The organism is Streptomyces sp. NPDC059255 (assembly GCF_042752355.1).
Classification (GTDB): domain Bacteria; phylum Actinomycetota; class Actinomycetes; order Streptomycetales; family Streptomycetaceae; genus Streptomyces.
The window spans coordinates 97,168-120,728 of sequence record NZ_JBHYZP010000026.1 but is presented as its reverse complement, the minus strand read 5'-3'; the positions used below and the strand labels follow the sequence as shown (position 1 = coordinate 120,728).

General features: G+C 71.3%; 18 protein-coding genes. 10 read left to right on the top strand and 8 right to left on the bottom strand.

Translation table 11 applies throughout. The features are described 5' to 3' along the window. Positions 1-33: 33 nt before the first annotated feature. Entirely contained in the window at positions 34-666 is a 633-nt protein-coding gene (locus tag ACFXKG_RS26995; RefSeq protein ID WP_384844196.1) for a TetR/AcrR family transcriptional regulator C-terminal domain-containing protein, read from the bottom strand. 57 nt (positions 667-723) lie between these two features. Between ACFXKG_RS26995 and ACFXKG_RS26990 the strand changes: the two genes are divergently transcribed. After that, positions 724-2,325 carry an FAD-dependent monooxygenase gene (locus tag ACFXKG_RS26990; RefSeq protein WP_384844193.1) on the top strand — a complete coding sequence of 534 codons (1,602 nt, stop codon included), beginning with the start codon at positions 724-726 and terminating at the stop codon, positions 2,323-2,325. Between the two features lie 130 nt (positions 2,326-2,455). Here ACFXKG_RS26990 and ACFXKG_RS26985 read toward each other — a convergent pair whose 3' ends face one another. Next, positions 2,456-3,841 (bottom strand): cation:dicarboxylate symporter family transporter, encoded by a 1,386-nt coding sequence (locus tag ACFXKG_RS26985; protein ID WP_384844190.1) that lies wholly within the window; start codon positions 3,839-3,841, stop codon positions 2,456-2,458. A 131-nt stretch (positions 3,842-3,972) separates the two neighbouring features. Between ACFXKG_RS26985 and ACFXKG_RS26980 the strand changes: the two genes are divergently transcribed. From ACFXKG_RS26980 to ACFXKG_RS26960, 5 genes are all read left to right on the top strand, one after another. Then, positions 3,973-5,664 (top strand): ATP-binding protein, encoded by a 1,692-nt coding sequence (locus ACFXKG_RS26980; RefSeq protein WP_384844187.1) that lies wholly within the window; start codon positions 3,973-3,975, stop codon positions 5,662-5,664. Between the two features lie 5 nt (positions 5,665-5,669). Next, positions 5,670-6,371, top strand: a complete 702-nt coding sequence (locus tag ACFXKG_RS26975; protein WP_382892952.1) for a response regulator — start codon at positions 5,670-5,672, stop codon at positions 6,369-6,371. 219 nt (positions 6,372-6,590) lie between these two features. Further along, complete coding sequence (locus ACFXKG_RS26970; RefSeq protein ID WP_384844184.1) at positions 6,591-7,970, top strand: extracellular solute-binding protein; 1,380 nt, start codon at positions 6,591-6,593, stop codon at positions 7,968-7,970. A gap of 11 nt (positions 7,971-7,981) precedes the next feature. Continuing rightward, complete coding sequence (locus tag ACFXKG_RS26965; RefSeq protein ID WP_384844274.1) at positions 7,982-8,917, top strand: carbohydrate ABC transporter permease; 936 nt, start codon at positions 7,982-7,984, stop codon at positions 8,915-8,917. Beyond that, positions 8,917-9,828 carry a carbohydrate ABC transporter permease gene (locus tag ACFXKG_RS26960; RefSeq protein ID WP_384844181.1) on the top strand — a complete coding sequence of 304 codons (912 nt, stop codon included), beginning with the start codon at positions 8,917-8,919 and terminating at the stop codon, positions 9,826-9,828. Before ACFXKG_RS26965 ends, ACFXKG_RS26960 begins: the two co-directional genes overlap by 1 nt. Positions 9,829-9,894: 66 nt before the next feature. On the opposite strand, the gene ACFXKG_RS26955 is transcribed toward ACFXKG_RS26960, so the two are convergent. Continuing rightward, positions 9,895-11,268: an aspartate aminotransferase family protein gene (locus tag ACFXKG_RS26955; RefSeq protein ID WP_384844178.1), complete on the bottom strand. Its 1,374-nt coding sequence runs from the start codon at positions 11,266-11,268 to the stop codon at positions 9,895-9,897. Positions 11,269-11,355: 87 nt separating this feature from the next. Between ACFXKG_RS26955 and ACFXKG_RS26950 the strand changes: the two genes are divergently transcribed. Continuing rightward, positions 11,356-12,312 (top strand): LysR family transcriptional regulator, encoded by a 957-nt coding sequence (locus ACFXKG_RS26950; RefSeq protein WP_384844175.1) that lies wholly within the window; start codon positions 11,356-11,358, stop codon positions 12,310-12,312. 74 nt (positions 12,313-12,386) lie between these two features. Here the strand turns inward: ACFXKG_RS26950 and ACFXKG_RS26945 are convergent, their stop codons facing one another. Then, complete coding sequence (locus ACFXKG_RS26945; RefSeq protein ID WP_384844172.1) at positions 12,387-13,412, bottom strand: ATP-dependent 6-phosphofructokinase; 1,026 nt, start codon at positions 13,410-13,412, stop codon at positions 12,387-12,389. Positions 13,413-13,935: 523 nt separating this feature from the next. Here ACFXKG_RS26945 and pta point away from each other — a divergent pair. The 3 genes from pta (at position 13,936) to pyk (ending at position 18,873) form a co-directional block, all read left to right on the top strand. After that, the gene (pta, locus tag ACFXKG_RS26940; RefSeq protein WP_384844169.1) at positions 13,936-16,011 is read left to right on the top strand and encodes a phosphate acetyltransferase; all 2,076 of its coding nucleotides are present in this window, start codon (positions 13,936-13,938) and stop codon (positions 16,009-16,011) included. Positions 16,012-16,102: 91 nt separating this feature from the next. Then, positions 16,103-17,371, top strand: coding sequence for an acetate kinase (locus ACFXKG_RS26935; RefSeq protein ID WP_384844166.1), 1,269 nt, complete (start codon positions 16,103-16,105; stop codon positions 17,369-17,371). Positions 17,372-17,445: 74 nt separating this feature from the next. Beyond that, on the top strand, positions 17,446-18,873 hold the full coding sequence (gene pyk, locus ACFXKG_RS26930; RefSeq protein ID WP_384844163.1) for a pyruvate kinase: 1,428 nt from the start codon (positions 17,446-17,448) through the stop codon (positions 18,871-18,873). 90 nt (positions 18,874-18,963) lie between these two features. On the opposite strand, the gene ACFXKG_RS26925 is transcribed toward pyk, so the two are convergent. The 4 genes from ACFXKG_RS26925 to ACFXKG_RS26910 form a co-directional block, all read right to left on the bottom strand. Further along, positions 18,964-20,388, bottom strand: a complete 1,425-nt coding sequence (locus tag ACFXKG_RS26925) for a hypothetical protein (protein ID WP_384844161.1) — start codon at positions 20,386-20,388, stop codon at positions 18,964-18,966. Then, positions 20,378-20,956 carry a DUF6114 domain-containing protein gene (locus ACFXKG_RS26920; RefSeq protein WP_384844158.1) on the bottom strand — a complete coding sequence of 193 codons (579 nt, stop codon included), beginning with the start codon at positions 20,954-20,956 and terminating at the stop codon, positions 20,378-20,380. The genes ACFXKG_RS26925 and ACFXKG_RS26920 overlap by 11 nt, the downstream gene beginning before the upstream one ends. A 97-nt stretch (positions 20,957-21,053) precedes the next feature. Further along, positions 21,054-21,692: a DUF6230 family protein gene (locus tag ACFXKG_RS26915; RefSeq protein ID WP_384844155.1), complete on the bottom strand. Its 639-nt coding sequence runs from the start codon at positions 21,690-21,692 to the stop codon at positions 21,054-21,056. Between the two features lie 680 nt (positions 21,693-22,372). Further along, positions 22,373-23,356 (bottom strand): tetratricopeptide repeat protein, encoded by a 984-nt coding sequence (locus ACFXKG_RS26910; protein ID WP_384844153.1) that lies wholly within the window; start codon positions 23,354-23,356, stop codon positions 22,373-22,375. Between the last annotated feature and the right edge of the window lie 205 nt (positions 23,357-23,561).

Here is a 23,561-nt window from a genome sequence, read left to right as displayed (position 1 = left end):
CGGACCCCTGGGGCAGCGGACGCCGGGGCCGGGCTACCCGCGCTCCCTGAGTGAACGAAGGATCAACTCCAGCCCGTAGTCGAAGCGTTCGTCGAACGTCGCGGCGGCCAGATGGACCGCCGAACGGCTCAGCTCCGGGTACGCGCCGGTGGCGAGCGCCCGCGCGAGACCGGCGGTGGACGCGTCCGCCGCCGCCTGCTCCTCCTGCGTCAGCCCGAGCACGTAGTAGACGAGGGTGAAGCAGGCCCACGCCGCGTCACGCTCCGCGAGCCCGCCCGCGCGCAGAGCCTCGACCAGCGCCTCCGCACAGCTCAGCGTCGCGGGCTCGGCGGCGTACGTGCCCGCCACGATCGCGGCCCCGTCGCGGTGGGCGAGCAGCGCGCGGCGGTAGCGGACGGCCAGCTCGCGGGCCTGGTCGTCCCAGGCTTCCGGCAGCCCGTCCAGGGACATCCCGCCGACGATCGCGTCGGCCATCAGCTCCAGCAGCCCGGCCTTGGTCTTGACGTGCCAGAGCACGGTGTTCATCCGGACGCCCAGCCGGTCGGCGACGGCGCGTACCGACACGGCGTCCGCGCCCCGCTCCGCCAGCAGATCCAGCGCCGCGCGCGCCACGGCGGCGCGGTCGAGCCGGGTCCCGCAGGGGCGGTCCGCTTGCTTTTTGGTCACTGACCAAGTCTACTCATCCGAGAGGCATTGGTCAGTGACCAAGAGAGGAACGGAATCATGGAACAGGTCATCGTCGTCGGCGGCGGCCCGGTCGGGCTCTGGCTGGCGGCGGAACTGCGGCTCGGCGGCGTGTCCGTCACCGTCCTGGAGGCGCGGGCGGCCAGGGGGCCGCACTCCAGGGCGCTCACCGTCCATCCGCGCACCATCGAGAACCTGGCCTTCCGCGGGGCGGCGGAGCCGTTTCTCGCGGAGGGCTTACGGATCCCCCGCGGACACTTCGCCGGGCTGAGGGAGCTGATGGACTTCGCGGTGCTGGACACGCCGTTCCCGTTCACCCTCGCCCTCCCCCAGACCCGTACGGAGGAACTGCTGGAGGCACACGCACAGGCGGCCGGCGTACGGATCCTGCGCGGGCACCGGGTGACCGGGCTCTCCCAGGACGCGGACGCGGACGCAGACGCGGGCGCGGACGCAGGAGACGGGGCCGGGGCCGACTCCGGGTCCGGGTCCGGCCCGGTGACGGTGCGGGTCGAGGGGCCCGACGGCCCCTACGTCCTGGAGGCCGCGTACGTCGTCGGCTGCGACGGAACCCGCAGCGCGGTGCGCGCGGCCGCGGGCATCGGCTTCCCCGGCACCGACGCGACCGTCCGGGCGTGGCTCGGCGACGTCGTGGTCGACGACCCGCCCGCCGAGCCCGCGCTGAGCGCGTCGGGCCCCCGGGGCGCCCTGCTCGCCGTTCGGCTCCCCGGTGGCCTGTACCGCTTCGTCGGCACCACCCCGGAGGACGTCGGGACCGGGCCGGCCGGGGCGCCGACCCTGGCGGAGCTGCGCGCCAAGGTCACGCGGATCACCGGCCGGGACTTCGGCATGCGCGACCCGGTCTGGCTCTCGCGGTTCGACAACGCGACCCGGCAGGCCGCGCGCTACCGCTCGGGACGGGTACTGCTCGCGGGCGACGCCGCGCACATGCACTTCCCGGCCGGCGGCGTCGGGCTCAACGTGGGCATCCAGGACGCCACCAACCTGGGGTGGAAGCTGGCCGTGGTCGTCCGGGGCGCGGCGCCCGCGACCCTGCTGGACAGTTACCACGACGAGCGCCATCCGGTCGGGGCCGAACTGCTGGAGAGCACACGGGCGCAGACCGCCCTCATGACGGCCTTCTCGACCGAGGGACAGGCGCTGCGCGCGTTCCTGGGCGGGCGGATCGCGTCCGTACCGGCCTTCTCCAAGGATCTCGCCGAGCGGCTGTCCGGGCTGGCCGTGGCCTATCCGCCCGCGCCGGGCGAGGCCGTACACCCGCTGACCGGGCGGCGCGCCCCCGACCTCGAACTGGAACTGGAGGTGGAGGTGGAGGTGGAGGTGGAGGTGGACCGTACAGACGCAGACGCCGACGGCCAGTCCAGCCTGTTCCGTCTGCTGCGCGACGGCCGGCATGTCCTGCTCGACCTCGCGGGCACGGGCCCCGGCACCAACCCCGGCACCGGCTCACTCGCCGCGTACGGCCCGGCCCTGCCGCCCGGCACCGCCGTGTACCGCGCCCGGCTCACCTCCGGCCGCCCCGGCTGGTCCGGGCTGCGCGCCGTGCTCGTCCGCCCCGACGGCCATGTGGCCTGGGCGGCCGACGCCGACGCAGACACCACCCCGGTCACGGCCGGGTGAACAGCCGACCGGCCCGTACGGAAGGCGTCTCCGTACGGGCCGGTCATTCGCTCGGCCGGGGTCGGTGGGGCGTGGGGGGTGCCCCCGGCCGTGGTACCTCGCGGCTCCTCGTGGTGCTACCGGGCGGGGGTCAGACGCCCGCCTTCTCGCCGTCGCGCGGCGCCGCCGGAGCGGACTTCTCCGGCGCGGTGTCGGCCGGAGCGTCGTCCCCGTGGCCGCCGCCGTGGCCGTCGTCCACCAGGGTCTTCTCGTCGAAGGGCCGGTTGCCCGCCAGTACCTGGGCGACCTGCTCCTGGTCGATCTCCTTCGTCCACGTACCGATCAGTACCGTGGCGACCGCGTTGCCCGCGAAGTTCGTCATCGCGCGCGCCTCGCTCATGAAGCGGTCGATGCCGACGATCAGGCCGACACCGTCGACCAGCTCGGGGCGGTGCGACTGGAGCCCGCCGGCCAGCGTCGCCAGACCCGCTCCGGTGACGCCCGCCGCGCCCTTCGACGCGATGATCATGAAGAGCAGGAGTGAGACCTGCTCCCCGATCGACAGCGGGTTGCCCATCGCCTCGGCGATGAAGAGCGAGGACATCGTCAGGTAGATGGCGGTGCCGTCGAGGTTGAAGGAGTAGCCGGTCGGCACGGTGATACCGACGACGGGCTTGCTGACACCCAGGTGCTCCATCTTCGCGATGAGGCGCGGCAGCGCCGACTCGGAGGAGGAGGTGGAGAGGATCAGCAGGAACTCGCGGCCCAGGTACTTCAGCAGCGAGAAGATGTTCATGCCCGCGACCAGGCGCAGCAGCGCGCCGAGGACCAGGAAGACGAAGAGCGCGCAGGTGACGTAGAAGCCGATCATGATCATCGCGAGCGACTTCAGGGCGTCCAGGCCCGTCTCGCCGACCACGGCGGCGATGGCGCCGAAGGCACCGACCGGCGCGGCCCACATGATCATGGCGAGGATCCGGAAGACCAGGCGCTGGATGTGCCCGATCCCGCGCAGGATCGGCTCGCCCGACTTGCCCATCGCCTGGATCGCGAAGCCCGCGAGCAGGGCGATCAGCAGGGTCTGGAGGACGGAGCCCTCCGTGAAGGACGAGACCATCGTCTTCGGGATGATCCCGAGGAGGAAGTCCACCGTGGACTCGCTGGCGCCTTCGGCCTGCGCGGCGCCCGCGCCCTTGTTGGCCTCCGTGATGTGCAGGCCCGCACCGGGCTGCAGGATGTTGCCGACGATCAGGCCGATGGCGAGCGCGGCGGTCGACATCACCATGAAGTAGCCGAGGGCGAGCCCGCCGACCGCGCCGACCTTGGCGGCCTTCCTGACCGATCCGACCCCCAGCACGATGGTGCAGAAGATGACCGGCGAGATCATCATCTTGATGAGGTTGACGAAACCGGTTCCGAGCGGCTTCAGCTCGACGGCCACCCCGGGAGCCGCGAAGCCCACCGTGATACCGAGCAGTACGGCTGCGATCACCGCTATGTACAGATAGTGGGTACGGTCCCGCTTTGCTGCGGCCACGGGTCCTCCTTGACTCGTCCCTGCGCCCCCGTCCCTGTCCCGGGGGTCCCGGTGACTATCCACCACCGTGTGACACCGGTCACCCTTACGTTCATTTCGTTCATATGAATCAGGCCAGGCATTCTTGTTTCATGCATCTGCCCCGCCCCCGCAGTCTCGCCGCGCAGCTCTTCGCGATGCAGGTCGTCCTGGTCGCGGCCGTCGTCGTGGGGTGCTCGTTCTTCGCGTACGTGACCAGCCGTACCCACGCGGACGAGACCGCACGCAAGCAGGTTCTGGCCACCGCGCACGCGCTGGCCGACTCGCCGTCCGTGCGGGAGGCCATCCGTACGCCGGATCCGAGCACCGCGCTCCAGCCGTACGCGGAGCGGGTCCGGCGCGACACCGGCATCGACTTCATCACGATCATGAACCCGCAGGGCATCCGCTGGACGCACCCCGACCCGGGCCAGATCGGCCAGCGCTTCCTGGGCCGTACGGCGCCCGCGCTGCGCGGCCGGGCGTTCACGGAGACCTACACGGGCACGCTGGGCCCCTCCATGCGGGCGGTGGTCCCGGTCCGGGACGGCGGACGGATCACCGGCCTGGTCAGCGTCGGGATCACCGTGCAGCGGATCTCCAGCGAGGTGACCCAGCAGGTCAAGGTGCTGGCGCTGGCGGCGGGCGCGGCGCTGGCGCTGGGCGGGCTCGGTACGTACGTGATCAACGCGCGGCTGCGGCGGCACACCCATGGCATGAACGCGGCGGAACTGAGCGCGATGCACGACTACCACCAGGCGGCGCTGCACGCGGTGCGCGAGGGGCTGCTGATGCTGGACGGCGCGCGCCGGATCGCATTGGTGAACGACGGCGGGCGGGAGCTGCTGGGGCTCGACGAGTCCGCCGTGGGGCGCCCCGTCGCGGAGCTGGGGCTGCCCGCGCCGCTGACGGGCGCGCTGCTCGCCTCGGAGCCGCGGGTGGACGAGGTGCACATGACCGCCGACCGGATCGTGGTCGTCAACACGCGTCCGGTGGTCGGCGGGGAGCAGCGCGGTACGGTGATCACCTTGCGCGATCACACGGAACTCCAGGCGCTGTCGGGTGAGCTGGACTCGGAGCGCGGGTTCACCCAGGCACTGCGCTCGCAGGCGCACGAGGCGGCCAACCGGCTGCACACGGTGGTCTCGCTGATCGAGCTGGGACGGGTGGAGCAGGCGGTGGAGTTCGCCACGGCGGAGCTGGAGCTGGCTCAGGAGCTGACGGACAAGGTGGTGGGCGCGGTCGCCGAGCCGGTGCTCGCCGCGCTGCTGCTGGGCAAGGCCGCGCAGGCCAACGAGCGGGGCGTGGAGCTGGTGCTCGCCGAGGACAGCCGGATCGACGACGGGGTGCTGCCGCCGACGCTGCCGGCCCGTGACCTGGTGACCATCCTGGGCAATCTGATCGACAACGCGGTGGACGCGGCGCAGGGCGCCGAGGGCGCACGGGTGACGGTGACGGCACTGGTCGACGCGGCGGCCGGCGAGCTGCTGCTCGGGGTGCGCGACACCGGGGCGGGGGTCGATCCGGACGACCGGGACGAGGTGTTCCTGCGCGGCTGGTCCACGCGCGGCCCCGGGCGCGGGCTGGGGCTCGGCCTCGTACGGCAGGCGGTGCACCGCGCGCGCGGGACGGTGGAGCTGACGCGGGGCGCGGAGGGCGGCGCGGAGTTCACCGTACGGCTGCCGCTGGGGCCGCGGCCGGACCGTACGGGCGCGTCGAAGGCAGCCCCTTCCGCCGCTCCCGGCGGGCCCGGAGCCCCCGGCGCCCCCGCCGCTCCCGGCGCCCCCACGGAGGTGCCCCGGTGAGTGCCATGAGCCCCCCGGGTGCGGCGGGCCCGCTGATCCGGGTGCTGGTCGTCGAGGACGACCCGGTCGCCGCCGACGCGCACCAGCTCTACGTGGGCCGCGTACCCGGCTTCTCCGTCGCGGGCGTCGCCCACTCGCGCTCCGAGGCGGGCCGGCTGCTGGACCGTACGGAGATCGATCTGATCCTGCTGGATCTGTACCTCCCCGACGGGCACGGCCTCCAGCTGCTGCGCAGCCTGCGCGCCGCCGGGCACCACGCGGATGTCATCGCGGTCACCTCGGCCCGCGATCTCACGGTGGTGCGGGAGGGCGTCTCCCTCGGTGTCGTCCAGTACGTCCTGAAGCCCTTCACGTTCGCGACGCTGCGTGACCGGCTGACCCGTTACGCCGAGTTCCGCGCGGCGGCGGGCGAGGCCAGCGGCCAGGAGGAGGTGGACCGGGCGCTGGGCGCGCTGCGGGCGCCGCAGCCGTCCTCGCTGCCGAAGGGTCTGAGCGCGCCGACGCTGGAGGCGGTGACCCGTACGCTCCGCGCCTCCGCGACCGGTCTGACCGCCAGCGAGATGGGCACCGAGGTGGGCATCTCGCGGATCACCGCGCGCCGCTATCTGGAACACCTGGTGACCAACGGGCGGGCGGTGCGCAGCCCGCAGTACGGACAGGTCGGGCGGCCCGAACTCCAGTACCGCTGGCTGTCCGCGGCCCACTGAGCGGGAGGTCACACCGAGCGTCACGCCGGGGGCCGCGCGGGAGGTCACACCGGGGGCCGCTCCGGGCATCACGCCGGGTGTCACGCCGGGGGGAGCCAACTAATGGCCCCTGCACGGGGATTGACCTTGCGATTGGGCCGGTCCTACGGTCGCCGGGCAGCCCCCCGCGGCTTGGACCGACCGGCAGACGGGGGGCGGTCTCCTGAGGAGGTCGTGCCCGTGCGCCCCACCGCCCCGCTCATCCTCGCCTCTGTCCTCGCCACCGTCCTCGCGGCCGGATCGCTCACCGCGTGCGGCAGCGGTTCCGGCAGTGATCCGGACACCGTGAAGGTGGCGTACAACCGCTCCACCGACAACAAGATCCGCTTCAAGGACCAGCATCTGGAAGCCGTGAAGCGGCAGTTCGAGAAGGCCCACCCGGGCAAGAAGGTCAAACTGATCCCGATCCAGGCGCCGGACAACGACTACGCGACCAAGGCGCAGCAGATGATGCGCTCCGCGAAGACCGCCCCGGACCTGGTCTACGAGGACACCTTCCTGATCAACGCCGACATCAAGGCGGGGTATCTGCGTCCGCTGGACGCGTACGTGGCGGAGTGGGACGCCTGGGACCAGTTCGTCGACACGGCGAAGGCGGCGGCCAAGGCCGAGGACGGCAAGACGTACGGCATCCCGGACGGCACCGACACCCGGGGCCTCTGGTTCAACAAGAAGATCTTCGCGCGGGCCGGGCTGCCCGCCGACTGGGCGCCGAAGAGCTGGGCGGAGGTCCTGGACGCGGCGCGCACGGTCAAGGAGAAGGTCCCCGGGGTCGTCCCGCTCAACGTCTACACGGGCAAGGGCCCCGGCGAGGCGGCGGTGATGCAGGGCTTCGAGATGCTGCTGTACGGGACGGGCGCGGACCCGCTCTACGATCCGGCCGCGAAGAAGTGGGTGACGGGCGGCCAGGGGTTCCGGGACGCGCTGGGCTTCGTCCGTACCGTCTACGCGGAGAAGCTGGGCCCGGACATCTCGGACGCGCTGGACCCGAACATCACGACGCGGGTCGCCACGGAACTCCTCCCGGAGGGGAAGCTGGCGATCTCCCTGGACGGCTCCTGGATGGGCCAGAACTGGATCAACAAGGGGCCCAAGGAGTGGCCGGAGTGGTCACAGGAGCTGGCGCAGACACCGATGCCCACGCAGCGCGGGCAGGCTCCGGGCGCGGTGTCGATGTCCGGCGGATGGACGTGGGCGATCCCCCAGAAGTCCAACAACCCTGATCTGGCCTGGGAGTTCATCAAAACCCTGCAGACCGCGGAGAACGCCGTCACCTGGGATGTCGCCGCCGCGCAGATCGCCGTACGGAAGGATGTGGCGGCCGACCCGCGCTATCTGAAGTCCATGCCGGGCATCCGGTTCTTCACCGGGCTGGTGGAGTTCACCCACTACCGGCCCGCGCTGCCCGTCTATCCGCAGGTGTCGACGGCGATCGGCGAGGCGATGGAGACGGTGACGACGGGCGGCACCCCCGACGAGGCGGCGAAGGCGTACGACGAGCAGGTGCGGACCATCGTCGACGGCGCGGTCACCGGCGGCGGCGCGGTGACCGGCGAGTGAGTACGGCGGAGCTGCGGGCCGGTGCGCCGGAAGGGCCCGGCGCGCCGGCCGGAGCCGCCGGCCGGCCGCCCGGCCTCCGTGCGGAGCGGCCGCGGGGCAGGGGGTGGCGGTGGCTGCCGCTCGCCCCGGCCACCGTCCTGCTGCTGCTCTTCCTGGCCGGACCGATCGGCTACTGCGTCTGGATCGCCTTCACCGACACGCAGTTGACCGGCTCGTCCTCCTCGGACTTCGTCGGTCTCGCAAACTTCCGCCGGGCCTTCGCCGACGACGCGTTCCGCAACGCGGTGTGGCTCACGCTCGTCTTCACGGTCGTCTCGGCCGTCCTCGGCCAGAACACCCTGGGGCTGGCGCTCGCGGGGCTGATGCGCGCCGCCTCACGCCCGGTCCGTACCCTCACCGGAGCGCTGGTGATCGCGGCGTGGGTGCTGCCCGAGATCGTGGCCGCGTTCCTGCTCTACGCCTTCTTCCGGCGCGAGGGCACCCTGAACGCGATCCTGGACACCCTCCATCTGCCGTCCCAGAACTGGCTGTTCACCCTGCCGATCCTGGCGGTGTCGTTCGCCAACGTCTGGCGCGGCACGGCGTTCTCGATGCTGATCTACTCGGCGGCGCTCGCCGAGATCCCGCAGGACGTGACGGAGGCGGCGCAGGTCGACGGCGCGAGCGGGGTGCGGCGGCTGTGGCACATCACGCTGCCGATGATCCGCCGCTCCATCGGCACGAACCTGATGCTCAACACCCTCTCCACGCTCTCCGTCTTCGGGCTGATCTGGGCGATGACCCGCGGCGGCCCGGGCAACCGCAGCCAGACCCTGCCGGTGTTCATGTACGACCAGGCGTTCCTGAAGAGCCTGATCGGCTACGGCACGGCGGTCGCGCTGCTCCTGCTGCTGGTCGGGGCGGTCTTCTCGGTGGTCTATCTGAAGCTGCTGAAGGTGGAGGTCTGATGCGCCCACGGTCCCGCGGCCCGGGGCTTACGAAGGGGTCCCGCGGCCCGGGGCTTACGAAGCGTCCCGGGCCGGCGCGGCTCGCGCTCCCGCGCCGTACGCGGGGCCGGCTGGCCGCGGACGCGGCGCTGCTGCTGACGGCGGCGGCCTTCGCGCTCCCCCTCGTCTGGCTGCTCCTGGCCTCCGTCGACGCGGAGGCCGACCTGCGGGTACGGGTCCCCGCCGCGCCGACGGCGGAGAACTTCGACGCGGTCCTCACCGACGAGATCACCTTCACACCGATGATCAACAGTGTGCTGCTGTGCGGGAGCGCGACGCTGCTGACGGTGGTCTGCGCGGCGCTCGCGGCGTATCCGCTCTCCCGCTACCGCTCCCGCCTCAACCGCCCGTACCTGCTGACGATCCTCTTCACGACGTGTCTGCCGATCACCGCGATCATGGTCCCGGTCTACGGGCTCTTCGTGCAGGTCGACCTGATCGACACCATGCAGGGCACCTCGCTCTTCCTCGCCACCTCGCAACTGCCCTTCTCCATCTGGCTGATGAAGAACTTCATGGACGGTGTCCCGGTCGTCCTGGAGGAGGCCGCGTGGACGGACGGGGCGTCGAGCCTCCAGACGCTGACCCGGGTGGTGCTGCCGCTGATGGGCCCAGGGCTGACCGTGGTGACGGTCTACACGTTCATCCAGCTCTGGGGGAACTTCTTCGTCCCGTTCATGCTGCTGCTCACCCCGGAGCAACTGCCCGCCTCCGTCTCGGTCTTCACCTTCTTCGGCAACTACGGCTCGGTGATCTACGGGCAGCTCGCGGCCTTCTCGATCCTCTACTCGCTGCCGGTGCTCGCCCTGTACATCCTGATCTCGCGCAGGCTGGGCGCCGGCTTCACCCTCGGCGGCGCCGTGAAGGGATGAGCGCCGGTACGGTGCTGGACGGGGCGGTACGGCGCCGCCCGGCCCCGCCCGGCACCGTACGGCCGCTCAGAGAGCCCCGCCGACGTCGGCGATCGCCTGGTCCAGCATCGCCAGACCGAGCGACAGCTCGTTCTCGGTGGAGGTCAGCGGCGGCGCGATCCGCAGGACTCCGCCCATGCCGGGGAGCTGGACGATGTTCATGTGCAGGCCGAGTTCGAGGCAGCGCCCGGTGACCCGCGCGCCCAGCTCGTCCGAGCCCTGCCCCGTCCCCCGGTCCACGACGAATTCGAGCCCGGCGAGCAGCCCCCGGCCGCGGACGTCGCCGACGACCGCGTGGCGCGCGGCGAGGTCCTCCAGCCCCTGGCGGAGGAACACGCCGAGCGACGCCGCCCGTTCGTCGAGCTTCTCCGCGATCAGGACGTCGAGGACGGTGTTGCCGACCGCGGCCACCAGCGGGTCGGACACATGCGTGGTGAAGAAGAGGAACCCGCGCTCGTGCGCCTCCTGCTCGATCTCCGCACTGGTCACCACCGCCGCGAGGGGCAGCCCGGCGCCGAGCGTCTTGGACAGCGTGAGGATGTCGGGGACGACGCCGTCGCGCTCGAAGGCGTACCAGGTCCCGGTGCGGCACAGCCCGGTCTGGGCCTCGTCGAGGATCAGCAGCATCCCGCGTTCCCGGCACTTCTGCCGGAGCGCCGCGAAATACCCCTCCGGCGGCTCGATGACGCCGCCCGAACTGAGGATCGGCTCGACCAGGCACGCGGCGAGGCTGCCGGTGGACTGGGCGTCGATCAGGTCGAAGGCGAGGTCCAGCTGGCGCCGCCAGTCCAGGGAGCCGTCGGCCGCGGTGATGTCGGGCCGGTACGGGTTCGGCACCGGGATCGCGAAGTTGCCGGGCGCGGACGGACCGTACCCCTTGCGCCCCGCGCTGTAGGTGGCGGACGCCGCGGCCTGGGTCATCCCGTGCCAGGAACGCGCGAACGAGACGACCTCGTGCCCGCCGGTGACGAGCTTGGCCATCCGGAGGGCGGCCTCGTTCGACTCGGCACCGGTCGTCAGCAGCAGCACCTTCTCCAGCGGCGCGGGCAGCGAGTCGGCGAGCCGCGTGGCGAGGTCGACGACGGGCCGGCTGAGCATTCCGCTGTAGAGGTGGTCGAGCGTGCCGACCTGACGCCGGACGGTGGCGACGATCTCCGGGTGGGAGTGGCCGAGGATGGCGCTCATCTGGCCGGAGGTGAAATCGAGGATCTTCCGGCCGTCCGCGGTGAACAGGAAGCTCCCGGCGGCCCGGTCGATGATCTCGCGGGTGAAGGCGGGCCCGTAGCGCGTCAGATGACGCTCGGCGTCGGCCCAGAAGGACGCGGAGGACGACGGAGTGGACGGCGGAGTGGACGGCACGGAGGACAGCGGAGTGGACGGCGGGGTGGTCGCATCAGCCATGCGGCCGACGGTAGGCCGCAGCCGAGGCACGCGTCCATCTCACGCTTCCGGACGTGCTGTTCGGCGAATCCGCACAACAATGGCGGCGTGATGAATCCGTGGAGGCTGCGACTGCTCAGCCAGCTGGACACCCTGGGCACCGTCAGAGCCGTGGCGCGGGCCGCCAACCTGAGCCCGTCGAGCGTGTCCCAGCAGCTCGCCGTGCTGGAGGCCGAGACGCGGACGCAGCTGCTGGAACGGACCGGGCGGCGGGTGCGGCTGACCTCGGCCGGGCTGATCCTCGCGCGCCGGGCACGGGCCCTCCTCGACCACATGAGCAGCGTCGAGGCGGAGTTGCGCGGGTTCGGCGAGGAACCGGCGGGGCTGGTGCGGCTGGGCGCGTTCCAGAGCGCGATCCACACCCTGGCCGTCCCGGCGGTGCGCGGGCTGGCGCGCGACCATCCGCAGCTCGACGTCGAGCTGCTCCAGTTGGAACCGCACGAGAGCATGCCCGCGCTGCGGGTGGGCGACGTGGACGTCATCATCACCACGACGGACTTCGGCGAACTGCCGCTCGGCCCTGACCTCGACCTCGTCCCGCTGGCCACGGACCCGATCGTGCTGGTGGTCCCGCCCGGGCATCCGGCGTCCGGCCGCGGGGCCGTGGATCTCGCGGCCCTGGCGGACGAAGCCTGGGCGTTCGACATGCCCCAGTCGTACATGGCCGATCTCGCGCTGCGCCTGTGCCGCCGGTCGGGGTTCGAACCGCGCGTGGTCTGCCGGTTCAGCAACTACATGATGACGCTGGAGCATGTCGAGGCCGGGCTGTCGATCGCGCTGCTGCCCGGACTCGCGGTCGGCCGCACCCGCTACGACATCGCCATCGGGGAGCTGGCGGCCCCGGTGACCCGGAACATCACGGCGGCGATCCGCCGCGGCACACCGCCCCGCGCGGCACTGCGCACGGTGCTGGACGCCCTCCGCGACCGGGGCGGCGACGGCGCCGACTGTCGCTGGAAGACCGACTACCCCCAGGAGACCGACCACCGCCAGGAGACCGCCTGACGCCAGGAGACCGCCTGGTGCCAAGAGACCGCCTGGTGCCAAGAGACCGCCTGGTGCCAGGAAACCGACTCCCCCTAGAAGACCGACTCCGCCTCGAACATCCGGTCCTCCGGCACGGTCTTCAGCCGCGTGACCGCCTCCGCCAGCGGCACCATCTCGATCGCCGTGCCGCGCAGCGCCGTCATCCGGCCGAACTCGCCCCGGTGCGCCGCCTCCACCGCGTGCCAGCCGAACCGCGTCGCCAGGACCCGGTCGTACGCCGTCGGGGTGCCGCCGCGCTGGACATGGCCGAGGATGACCGGCCGGGCCTCCTTGCCGAGCCGGCGCTCCAGCTCCGAGGCGAGGACGTTGCCGATGCCGCGGAACCGCTCGTGCCCGAACTGGTCGATCTCGCCCTTGCCGTACTCCATCGAGCCCTCGGCCGGGTGCGCGCCCTCGGCGACACAGATCACCGCGAACTTCTTGCCCCGCGAGAAGCGCTCCTCGACCATCTTCACCAGGCTGTCGACCTCGAAGGGGCGCTCCGGCAGACAGATCCCGTGCGCGCCGCCCGCCATCCCGGACTCCAGCGCGATCCAGCCCGCGTGCCGGCCCATGACCTCGACGACCATCACCCGCTGGTGGGACTCGGCGGTGGTCTTGAGACGGTCGATGGCCTCGGTGGCGACCGTGACGGCGGTGTCGAAGCCGAAGGTGCGGTCGGTGGAGTAAATGTCGTTGTCGATGGTCTTCGGTACGCCGACGACCGGCATGCCCGCGTCGGAGAGCAGCCGGGCCGCGGTCAGCGTGCCCTCGCCGCCGATCGGGATGAGGGCGTCTATGCCGTACCGGCGGGCCAGCTCGGCACAGTTCTCGGCGGCCTCGCGCAGCCGGCCGCGCTCCAGCCGGGCCGAGCCGAGGATCGTGCCGCCGCGCGCCAGGATGCCGCTGACCGCGTTGAGGTCGAGGGGGCGGAAGTGGCCGTCGAGCAGCCCCTTGAAGCCGTCCTCGAAGCCGATGACCTCGTCGCCGTGGCCGGTCATGGCGCGGTGCACGACCGAACGGATCACCGCGTTCAGGCCGGGGCAGTCGCCGCCTGCCGTGAGAACTCCGATACGCATCGTGCTGTGTCTCCCGCTCGCTCGTGTCGCCGTGTGCCGCGCCCTCGCTCCGTACCGCTCGTGGCGCCGCGTACCGCGTCGTGTCCGTCACGTCGCGCGCACTCCTTCGTGCGCGCCCCCGGACGCGTCCTCCTGCGCCTCCGATCCTCCCACGGGTGATCGGGGCCACGTACCGGCCATCCGCCTTGTTGACCGCGTCACTGTTCGTTTCGCCCCCGGGCTCCGGGGTAGTCGTCCCAGGCACCTCAAGCAGTCGGCAGAAACGCTCCGACCTGGGCTTTCTTCCGCCCCGTGGCCCACCGTACGCCCCGGGGATCCCCGGGCGCACTATCCATCGCCGCAGGTATTGTCAAGAGGGAATGGCCACCCCAACGGGATCGCGCCATCCACGCTCCATTCACCGGGGGGCGTGAACTCCCCCGGTGCTTCACACGAACCGGGACCCGTCACCCGCGGGCCCACGGGGACGATCCCCTCACCACGCGCCGCGGGGCGGACCACGAACAGGAACGGGAGAGCACGCGTGACGCGCAGCGTGTACGTGACCGGGACCGACCGGGGCGACGGCCGCCAGGTCGTCGAGCTGGGAGTCATGGAGCTCCTGACCCGCCAGGTGGACCGGGTGGGGGTCTTCCGCCCCCTGGTCCACGACGGCCCCGACCGCCTCTTCGACCTGCTGCGCGCCCGCTACCGGCTGTCGCAGGACGCGTCCTCCGTGTACGGGCTCGACTACCACGAGGCCGCCGCGCTCCAGGCCGAGCGGGGCACCGACGAGCTGGTGTCGCGCCTGGTCGAGCGCTTCCACGCGGTGGCGCGGGGGTACGAGGTCGTCCTCGTCCTGGGCACGGACTTCGCGGCGACCCAGCTCCCCGACGAGCTGTCGCTCAACGCCCGGCTGGCCAACGAGTTCGGCGCCTCCGTGATCACCGTCGTCGGCGGCAAGGGCCAGAGCGCCGAGTCCGTACGCGCCGAGGCGCGCAACGCGTACCGCGCCTACGAGGTGCTCGGCTGCGACGTGCTGACCATGGTCGTCAACCGGGTCGCCGCCGAGGACCGGGCGCCCATCGCCGAGGCCCTGTCCGCGCAGCTCCCGGTCCCCTGCCACGTCCTGCCGGACGAGCCGGCGCTCGCCGCCCCGACCGTCGCGCAGATCACCCAGGCGCTCGGCGGCACGGTGCTGCTCGGCGACGACTCCGGGCTGGCCAGGGACGCGCTGGACTTCGTCTTCGGCGGTGCGATGCTGCCGAACTTCCTGGGCGCGCTCACCCCCGGCTGCATGGTGGTCACCCCCGGCGACCGGGCCGATCTGGTGGTCGGCGCGCTGGCCGCGCACTCGGCCGGCACCCCGCCCATCGCGGGCGTCCTGCTCACCCTCGACGAGCGGCCCGACGACACGGTCCTCACCCTGGCCGCCCGGCTCGCCCCCGGCACGCCGGTGGTCTCCGTCCCCGGCCGCTCCTTTCCCACCGCCACCGAACTCTTCGGCCTGGAGGGGAAGCTGAACGCGGCGACGCCCCGCAAGGCGGAGACCGCGCTCGGCCTCTTCGAGCGCCATGTGGACACCGCCGATCTGCTGGCGCGGATGTCGGTGGCGCGCAGCGGGCACGTGACGCCGATGATGTTCGAACACGATCTGCTGGAGCAGGCGCGCGCCCACCGCCGCCGCGTCGTCCTGCCCGAGGGCGCCGAGGAGCGCGTGCTGCGCGCCGCCGATGTGCTGCTGCGCCGCGACGTGTGCGACCTGACGCTGCTCGGCGATGTCGACGTGATCCGCAAAAAGGCCGCCGACCTGGGCATCGACCTGTCCCCCGCCCAGCTCGTCGACCCGGCCACCTCGGACCTGCGCCAGGACTTCGCGGAGCGGTACGCGCAGTTGCGCGCGCACAAGGGCGTCACGGTGGAGCTGGCGTACGACGTGGTGTCCGACCCGAACTACTTCGGCACGCTCATGGTCCAGCAGGGCCTCGCGGACGGCATGGTCTCGGGCTCGGTCCACTCGACGGCGGCGACGATCCGCCCGGCCTTCGAGATCATCAAGACCAAGCCGGAGGCGTCGATCGTCTCGTCCGTCTTCTTCATGTGCCTCGCCGACAAGGTGCTGGTGTACGGCGACTGCGCGGTCAACCCGGACCCGAACGCGGAGCAGCTCGCGGACATCGCCGTCCAGTCGGCCGTCACGGCCGCCCGGTTCGGGGTCGAGCCGCGGATCGCGATGCTCTCGTACTCGACGGGCACCTCGGGCTCCGGCGCGGACGTCGACAAGGTGCGCGAGGCGACGAAGCTGGTCCGCGAGGCCCGGCCGGAGCTGCGGATCGAGGGCCCGATCCAGTACGACGCGGCGGTCGAGCCCTCCGTCGCCGCGACGAAGCTGCCGGACTCGGAGGTGGCCGGGCAGGCGACGGTGCTGATCTTCCCGGACCTGAACACCGGCAACAACACCTACAAGGCCGTGCAGCGCTCGGCGGGCGCCGTGGCCGTCGGGCCGGTGCTCCAGGGGCTGCGCAAGCCGGTCAACGACCTGTCGCGCGGCGCCCTCGTCCAGGACATCGTGAACACCGTCGCGATCACGGCGATACAGGCGCAGGACGCCCCGGCATGACCACGCCGCCCCGCACTCCCCGCACCGCCCCCCTCCGCGTAACCGTCCGCGTACCCATCCATGTCCCCATCCAGCAGAAGGCCGGCAGCCAGTGACTCCCCGCCCCACCCGTGTCCTCGTCCTCAACTCCGGTTCCTCGTCCGTGAAGTACCAGCTCCTGGACATGGCCGACGGCTCCCGGCTCGCCGTGGGACTGGTCGAGCGCATCGGCGAGGAGAGCTCCCGTCTGGTGCACACCCCGTCGGCTGCCGGCCTCGGCGGGAAGCGCGAGCGTACGGGCAGGATCGCGGACCACGCGGCGGCGCTGGAGGCCGTCTCGGCGGAGCTGGCGCGCGACGGGCTCGGTCTCGACTCCCCGGAACTGGCGGCGATCGGCCACCGGGTGGTGCACGGCGGGCTGAAGTTCAGCGCGCCGACGATCGTGGACGACGCCGTACTGGCGGAGATCGAGCGGCTGGTGCCGGTCGCGCCGCTGCACAACCCGGCCAATCTCACCGGGATCCGTACCGCCCAGCGGCTCCGCCCGGACCTGCCGCAGGTCGCCGTCTTCGACACCGCGTTCCACACGACGATGCCGGAGCACGCGGCGCGGTACGCGATCGACACGGCGACGGCCGACGCGCACCGTATCCGCCGCTACGGCTTCCACGGCACGTCGCACGCGTACGTATCGCGCCGGACGGCCGAGCTGCTGGGCAAGGACCCGTCCGAGGTCAACGTCATCGTGCTGCACCTCGGCAACGGCGCCTCCGCGTCGGCGGTCGAGGGCGGCCGCTGCGTGGACACGTCGATGGGGCTGACGCCGCTGGAGGGGCTGGTGATGGGCACGCGCTCCGGGGACGTCGACCCGGCGGTCACGTTCCATCTCAAGCGGGTGGCGGGCATGTCCGTGGACGAGATCGATGAACTTCTGAACAAGAAGAGCGGTCTGGTCGGCCTCTGCGGGGACAACGACATGCGCGAGATCCGCCGGCGGGTGGACGAGGGCGACGAGCGGGCGCGGCTCGCGTTCGACATCTATATCCACCGGTTGAAGAAGTACATCGGCGCTTATGCGGCGGTACTCGGCCGGGTGGACGCGGTGGCGTTCACGGCGGGCGTGGGGGAAAACGCGGCGGCGGTACGGGAAGCTGCGGTGGCGGGCCTGGAGAACCTGGGCCTGGCGGTGGACGCCGAGCGCAATACCGTACGTTCCGACGAGCCTCGGGTCATCTCACCGGACTCCGCCCGAGTGGTGGTGGCCGTGGTGCCGACCGACGAGGAACTGGAGATCGCGCGGGGGACCTTCGCGCTGGTGGAACGGCCGGTGGAACAGGCGGGCGACGACCGGAAGTCCACCATTCGAACCCCTATCGCCTGAGCGCACACCCGCCCATTTGTACTTTCCACCAGACGGAATATTCCGCATCGAAACAAACCGATAGGATCCGCCTCATGCGCCGTTCCAAAATCGTCTGCACCCTGGGCCCAGCCGTCGACTCGTACGAGCAGTTGAAGTCGCTCATCGAGGCCGGCATGAATGTGGCCCGTCTGAACATGAGCCACGGGAGCCACCCGGAGCACGAGGAGCGGTACCACCGCGTCCGCAAGGCCGCGGAGGACACCGGTCGCGCGGTCGGCGTGCTCGTCGACCTCCAGGGCCCCAAGATCCGCCTGGAGACCTTCGCCGAGGGCCCGGTCGAGCTGGTGCGCGGTGACGAGTTCACCATCACCACCGAGGACGTCGCCGGCGACAAGTCGATCTGCGGCACCACCTACAAGGGCCTGCCGGGCGACGTGTCCAAGGGCGACCAGATCCTCATCAACGACGGCAACGTCGAGCTGCGGGTCGTCGAGGTCGAAGGGCCCGAGGTCAAGTCCATCGTCATCGAGGGCGGGGTGATCTCCGACCACAAGGGCATCAACCTGCCCGGCGCGGCGGTGAACGTCCCGGCGCTCTCCGAGAAGGACATCGACGACCTGCGCTTCGGGCTGCGGATGGGGTGCGACATGGTCGCGCTGTCGTTCGTCCGCGACGCGCACGACGTGCTGGACGTCCACAAGATCATGGACGAGGAGGGCCGCCGGGTCCCCGTCATCGCCAAGGTCGAGAAGCCGCAGGCGGTCGCCAACATGGAGGCCGTCGTCGCGGCCTTCGACAGCGTCATGGTGGCCCGCGGCGACCTGGCCGTCGAGTACCCGCTCGAAAAGGTCCCGATGGTGCAGAAGCGCCTCATCGAGCTGTGCCGCCGCAACGCCAAGCCGGTGATCGTGGCGACCCAGATGATGGAGTCGATGATCACCAACTCCCGCCCGACCCGCGCCGAGGCGTCCGACGTGGCGAACGCGATCCTGGACGGCGCGGACGCGGTCATGCTCTCCGCGGAGTCGTCGGTGGGCGCGTACCCGATCGAGACGGTCAAGACGATGTCGAAGATCGTCGTGGCGGCCGAGGAGGAGCTGCTCTCCAAGGGCCTCCAGCCGCTCGTCCCCGGCAAGAAGCCCCGTACGCAGGGCGGTTCCGTGGCCCGCGCGGCGTGCGAGATCGCGGACTTCCTGGGCGGCAAGGCGCTGGTCGCCTTCACCCAGTCCGGCGACACCGCCCGCCGGCTCTCCCGCTACCGCGCGGAGCAGCCGATCCTGGCGTTCACGACGGACGAGTCGACCCGTAACCAGCTCGCGCTGAGCTGGGGCGTGGAGTCCTTCATCGTCCGCTGGGTGCACAGCACCGACGAGATGGTCGACCTGGTGGACGAGGAGCTGCTGAAGCTCCAGCGCTACAGCGAGGGCGACTCCATGATCATCACCGCGGGCTCGCCCCCCGGTGTCCCCGGCACCACCAACATGGTCCGCGTCCACCACCTGGGCGGCGCCTCCACCTGACCCGCGCGCACGTCCCGTGGCCCCGTCGGCGCTCCGCCGGCGGGGCCACGGCGCGAGCGCCGGGCGGGATCCGGAACGGGAGGCCCGGGGTCAGCCGGTGATGTAGTTACGCAGGCCGTCGAGGGTCAGGGTGCCGCCGAACTGGCCTGCCTGGGTGACCTTGACGTCCGTGAAGAAGGCGAAGGGGACGTTCAGCGGGGGCGGGGTCTGCGGGCTGAAGGTGATCGGGATCAGGCCGAAGAGGTTGCCCTTCAGCTCCTCCGTGTACATCGTCACCTCGCCGTCGCGGATGGTCGACGTGGAGCCCGGTGTCGTCTCCACATGGGCGGTACGGCCCTGGGGGTAGACGACGGTCTGGTTCAGATCCTTGATGTCCAGGGACGAGGCCGTGAACTTCAGGACCTTCTTGACCTTGCCGCTGTAGGTCCGTACCTCGACGATGCCCTTGTAGTCGAGACCGTTCAGCGTCAGCAGCGAACTGTGCAGCGTCCAGGGGTCGTCGGGGAGCAGCGGGAGACCCGGCTCCTCCGTGGCCGCGGCGAGGGCATCGGGGTCGGCCGTCGGGCAGGGGAAGGGTTCCTTGCCGTTCGCGCCCGCCGGGATGTCGTCGTCCTCGCGGGCCGTGAGCCCTTTGGCGTCGTCGTCGAGCTCCTCGACCTCGGCGCCGGCCTTCCGGGCCGCTTCCTCGATCGCGTCCTTCGTGGCCTTCGCGTTCTCGTCGTCGCCCGAGGCGGAGTCGTCCGAGGGGGAGTCGGCGGCCCTGGAGTCGTCGTCCTTGGCCGAGCCGTCCTTCCCGCTCTCGTCCTTCTCGTCCTTCTCGTCCTTGTCCTTCTCGTCCTCGGCTTTCCCCTTCGCGGAGGAGTCGGCGTCCGGCGAGGGGCTGCCCGTAGCGTCCTCGTCCTTCTCCTTCTCGTCCTTCTCCTTGTCCTTCTCCTTCTCCTTCTCCTTGCCGGACACCCCGAGGAGGTCGCCCAGCGCGTCACCCAGCCCCAGCGGGTCCAGCGGGTTGGTGGACTCCGACGGGGCGGGCGTGGCGGTGGAGCCCGCGCCGTCCGTCGGCTCCGGGTCGACGGGCCGCTGGGCGTCGTTCTCGCCGCCCCCGCCGCCGGAGCCGGGCTCCGACGCCGACGGACCCGGCTCGGCCTCCGCGGTGTCCGAGGCCGAGGGCGACGGGGACGTGCCGGGCTTCTCCGCGTCCGCGTCCTCGCCCGGCTTCGTCGCGGACGGCGACGGCGAGGGCGTCTCCGACGCCGAGGCGGACGGTTCGTCCGAGCGGGTCACGCACGGGCCCGGTGCGAAGGGGATGTCGTCGCTGCCCTCGGCCATCGCGAGCCGCGGGGTCAGCCCCATCCCCACGAAGACCGCCGTCGGCATCGCCGCCAGGGCCATCGCCTTGCCGGCGGGTATCTGGAACTTCGTCAGAAGGGACTTCTTGGGAGCCGCGTGCCGCGGCCCCTTTCTCACCCTGGGACCATCGCCACCGACCGCGTTGCGCTGAGCGTCGTCACCCCGCACTGTTCCTCCCGCCGTTGGCGTGGGCAGTCGTTTCCGTCACGTTCGGGTCCTCCCCGCCCCGCGAACCGGGGAAGGGGGAGCGTTCACCGGCGCCGTCCGGCCCGTGCTCCCCCTGGGGAGTGCGCTGCTCGGCGTCGGGAGCGGCCGGTACGCCGGGCATCCAGGAGATCGAGAGCGCGCCGCCGAGCAGGGCGAGCAGGAAACCGACGACAAAGCCACCGAGGTTGGAGACCGGGAGCGACACCAGGGCCAGCAGGATCGTGGCGACGCCCGCGAACACCCTGACGATGGCGTGGAACCACATCGTCAGACCGAGTGTCACCAGCAGTACGCCGATGATCAGCGACCCGGCGCCGGCCGTCGTCGCCATCGCCAGGGTGAGAGCCCCGATCTTCACTTCCGCGTAGGGGAAGTACGCGATCGGCAGCCCGCTGAGCAACGTGAACAGCCCCGCCCAGAAGGGCCGGGTACCGCGCCAGGCCCGGAAGCGCAGGCGCCAGTACGTGAATGGGCCGGGAGAACCGGGGGAATCCGAGGAGCCTCGGGGATCTGAAGACTCGGCGCTCATGGAAAACAGCTCCCTGGTACCGGTGTTGCCGTGAGAAAGAGTTCGGAGTGGGCGGACGGGCCCCTGCCGTGCCGGAGCCCGCCCGCCCGGGCGGTGCCTAGTAGCACTCCTTGACGCCCTTGTGCAGCTTCAGGCTCAGATTGCTCAGCGTGAAGGTGCCGGCTGTGGTCGCCCATGCCGTCTGCTCCACCTTGGTGAACGTGGCCTTGCTCGAACGCTGGCCGAAGCCGAACTCGTTGGCCTGGTCACCGGGGTTGATGCCGGTCTTGTTGCTCTTGTCGCCGGCCGCCACACCGATGTCGATGTTCTCGAACTTGGCGTTTTCCGCGTCCAGTTGGGCGATGTCGATGTAGATGTTGGTCGCCTTGACCGGATTCGTCGCGTTCGTGCCGGCCCGCAGCTCCAGGCTGACGGAGCCGAAGATCGGCACGTCCGGCGTGACCACCGACTGGCACATGTTGGTGATCGTGGCCGAGCTGAACCCGGAGACGGCGACCGGGTGGGCCGTCTTGTTCCCCTTGAGGTCCGTGCCCGCGTCGATGCTGCCGTACTGAATGAAGTCGTAGCCGACCAGCTGGTCCGCGCTGACCTTGAAGCTCTGGCCCGACACACTGAACGAGGCGGCGAGTGCGCCCTGTGCCAGCGCGACACCTATCGCTGCCGTCGCGGCCACACTCGGCACCATGACGACGGCGAACCGCCTCCATCTGGTCCCGCCACGAACTTGGGACTCCATGAATGTCCTCCTTCTCGGACGTACATCTCCGGATCGGGTGGGAGCCCGTCCTGGGATGGGAGAAGTGCTACGTCCTCGGGAAGGAGAGCGCCTGCTCCGGAGGCGTCAACCGCGTCCGAAATCACCGGCGATCACCCCCGAGCGACAACCACTGGCCACGCGTTCGCGCAACCTCTGGACAGGCCCTGCCGGGTGGGCAGGAACCCCCCTGTCCGGGCCGGCGGCGCTGCCGCCGGACCGCTCGGTGGGGACCCACGGACCGAGGGCGCGACTGGCTGCCGTGCTGATACGGAAATGGACCGAGCGTCGCCGATCGTGGTGCATTCCCGCTGATGACACAAGGGGGTTCGTTACTGGCTAGTAACGGCCTGATAACCGGTACGCGACCAGGCGGTACCGCGCGACCACACAGGGTGCCGCGCACCGATGCGTCACAAGCGGCGATTGCCCCCCATAGCGGGACAGAGCAAGGGAGTTGATTTACTGTGGGTAACAGTAGCTGCTTTTACCAAGTTTTGGTAAAGCGTGTCTCCTGTTGCCGTTTTGTTGACGTGTTGCCAAATCCGCAGCGTGACCACGGAGTCGGCCCTCCCGCCGTACGGGACGGCAGACTCCGTGCTCGGCCTGTCGGCCGTCCCGCCGTACGGGACGGCCGGACCGGACACGTCAACACCCTGGAATCAGAAGAGGACCCGGGCGAGGGCCGACCGCGCCGCGGTCACTCTCGGGTCGTCCCCGCCGATCACCTCGAACAGCTCCAGCAGCCGGACCCGGGCCGCCTCCCGGTCGTCACCGGCCGTACGGCGCACGGCCTCCACGAGCCGGCCGAACGCGTCCTCCACATGCCCGCCGACCAGGTCCAGGTCGGCGGCGGCGATCTGCGCCGGCACATCGGCCGGCCGGTCCGCCGCGTCCTTGCGCACCTGCGCCTGGTCCATCCCCTGGACCCGCGCGAGCAGTTCGGCCTGGGCGAGGCCGAGCTTGGCCTCGGGGTTGCCCGGGTCGTCGGCCAGGACACTGCGGTACGCCTCGACGGCGGCGGGGAAGTCATTGGCGTCCAGCGCCTGTACGGCCGTCTCCAGCAGGGCGTCGTACGGCCCTTCCGGTACGGCGTCCTCCTGCTCCGCGCCGTCGTCGCCCACGCCCTCGGCGTTCGCGTCGACCGCGATTCCGGTGAGCCCGAAGCGCTCCTCACCGACCTGGATGAGCTGGTCCAGCGTCTGACGGATCTGGGTCTCCGGGGCGGCGCCCTGGAAGAGCGGCAGCGCCTGCCCGGCCACCACGGCGAAGACCGCGGGGATGCCCTGGATCCCGAACTGCTGCATCAGCATCTGGTTGGCGTCGACATCGATCTTGGCGAGAACGAACCGGCCGTTGTACTCGCGGGCCAGCCGCTCCAGTACGGGGCTGAGCTGCTTGCACGGTTCGCACCACTCGGCCCAGAAGTCGATGACGACCGGGACCTCGGTGGAACGCTGGAGGACATCGCGCTCGAAGCCGGCTTCATCGACGTCGATGACCAGGCTGGACGGGGGTACGGCGCCGGTGCCGCCCTGCCGGGCGGCTTCGGCGCGGGCCTGTTCCGCCTTCGCCTTGGCCTCACCGGCCGCCTTCACCGCGGCGAGGTCGACGACGCCGCTCATGGACATGTTCCTAGGCTGCATGAGTACATCCTCCCCCCTCCGCGCGCACTTGAGAAAAGCGGTGGGCCGACTCCGGCCGCGCACCGGGCCCGGACCCGCCCCGCACCGGCCGCACGCAGGTCGTACTCCGGCCGCGTACCGGTCGCGTACGGCTTCCGCTACGGGTCGTAGCGTAACCGGCGCGTCAGCGACGTGTACAGGCTCCCCCGGTGAGGCGGCTCACACC

Excerpts from the sequence above, each read along its gene's own strand:
- ACFXKG_RS26990 (WP_384844193.1), top strand. The coding sequence starts at position 724 with ATGGAACAGGTCATCGTCGTCGGCGGCGGCCCGGTCGGGCTCTGGCTG.
- ACFXKG_RS26980 (WP_384844187.1), top strand. The coding sequence starts at position 3,973 with ATGCATCTGCCCCGCCCCCGCAGTCTCGCCGCGCAGCTCTTCGCGATG.
- ACFXKG_RS26975 (WP_382892952.1), top strand. The coding sequence starts at position 5,670 with ATGAGCCCCCCGGGTGCGGCGGGCCCGCTGATCCGGGTGCTGGTCGTC.
- ACFXKG_RS26960 (WP_384844181.1), top strand. The coding sequence starts at position 8,917 with ATGCGCCCACGGTCCCGCGGCCCGGGGCTTACGAAGGGGTCCCGCGGC.
- ACFXKG_RS26955 (WP_384844178.1), bottom strand. The coding sequence starts at position 11,268 with ATGGCTGATGCGACCACCCCGCCGTCCACTCCGCTGTCCTCCGTGCCG.
- ACFXKG_RS26945 (WP_384844172.1), bottom strand. The coding sequence starts at position 13,412 with ATGCGTATCGGAGTTCTCACGGCAGGCGGCGACTGCCCCGGCCTGAAC.
- pyk (WP_384844163.1), top strand. The coding sequence starts at position 17,446 with ATGCGCCGTTCCAAAATCGTCTGCACCCTGGGCCCAGCCGTCGACTCG.
- ACFXKG_RS26920 (WP_384844158.1), bottom strand. The coding sequence starts at position 20,956 with ATGAGCGCCGAGTCTTCAGATCCCCGAGGCTCCTCGGATTCCCCCGGT.
- ACFXKG_RS26915 (WP_384844155.1), bottom strand. The coding sequence starts at position 21,692 with ATGGAGTCCCAAGTTCGTGGCGGGACCAGATGGAGGCGGTTCGCCGTC.
- ACFXKG_RS26910 (WP_384844153.1), bottom strand. The coding sequence starts at position 23,356 with ATGCAGCCTAGGAACATGTCCATGAGCGGCGTCGTCGACCTCGCCGCG.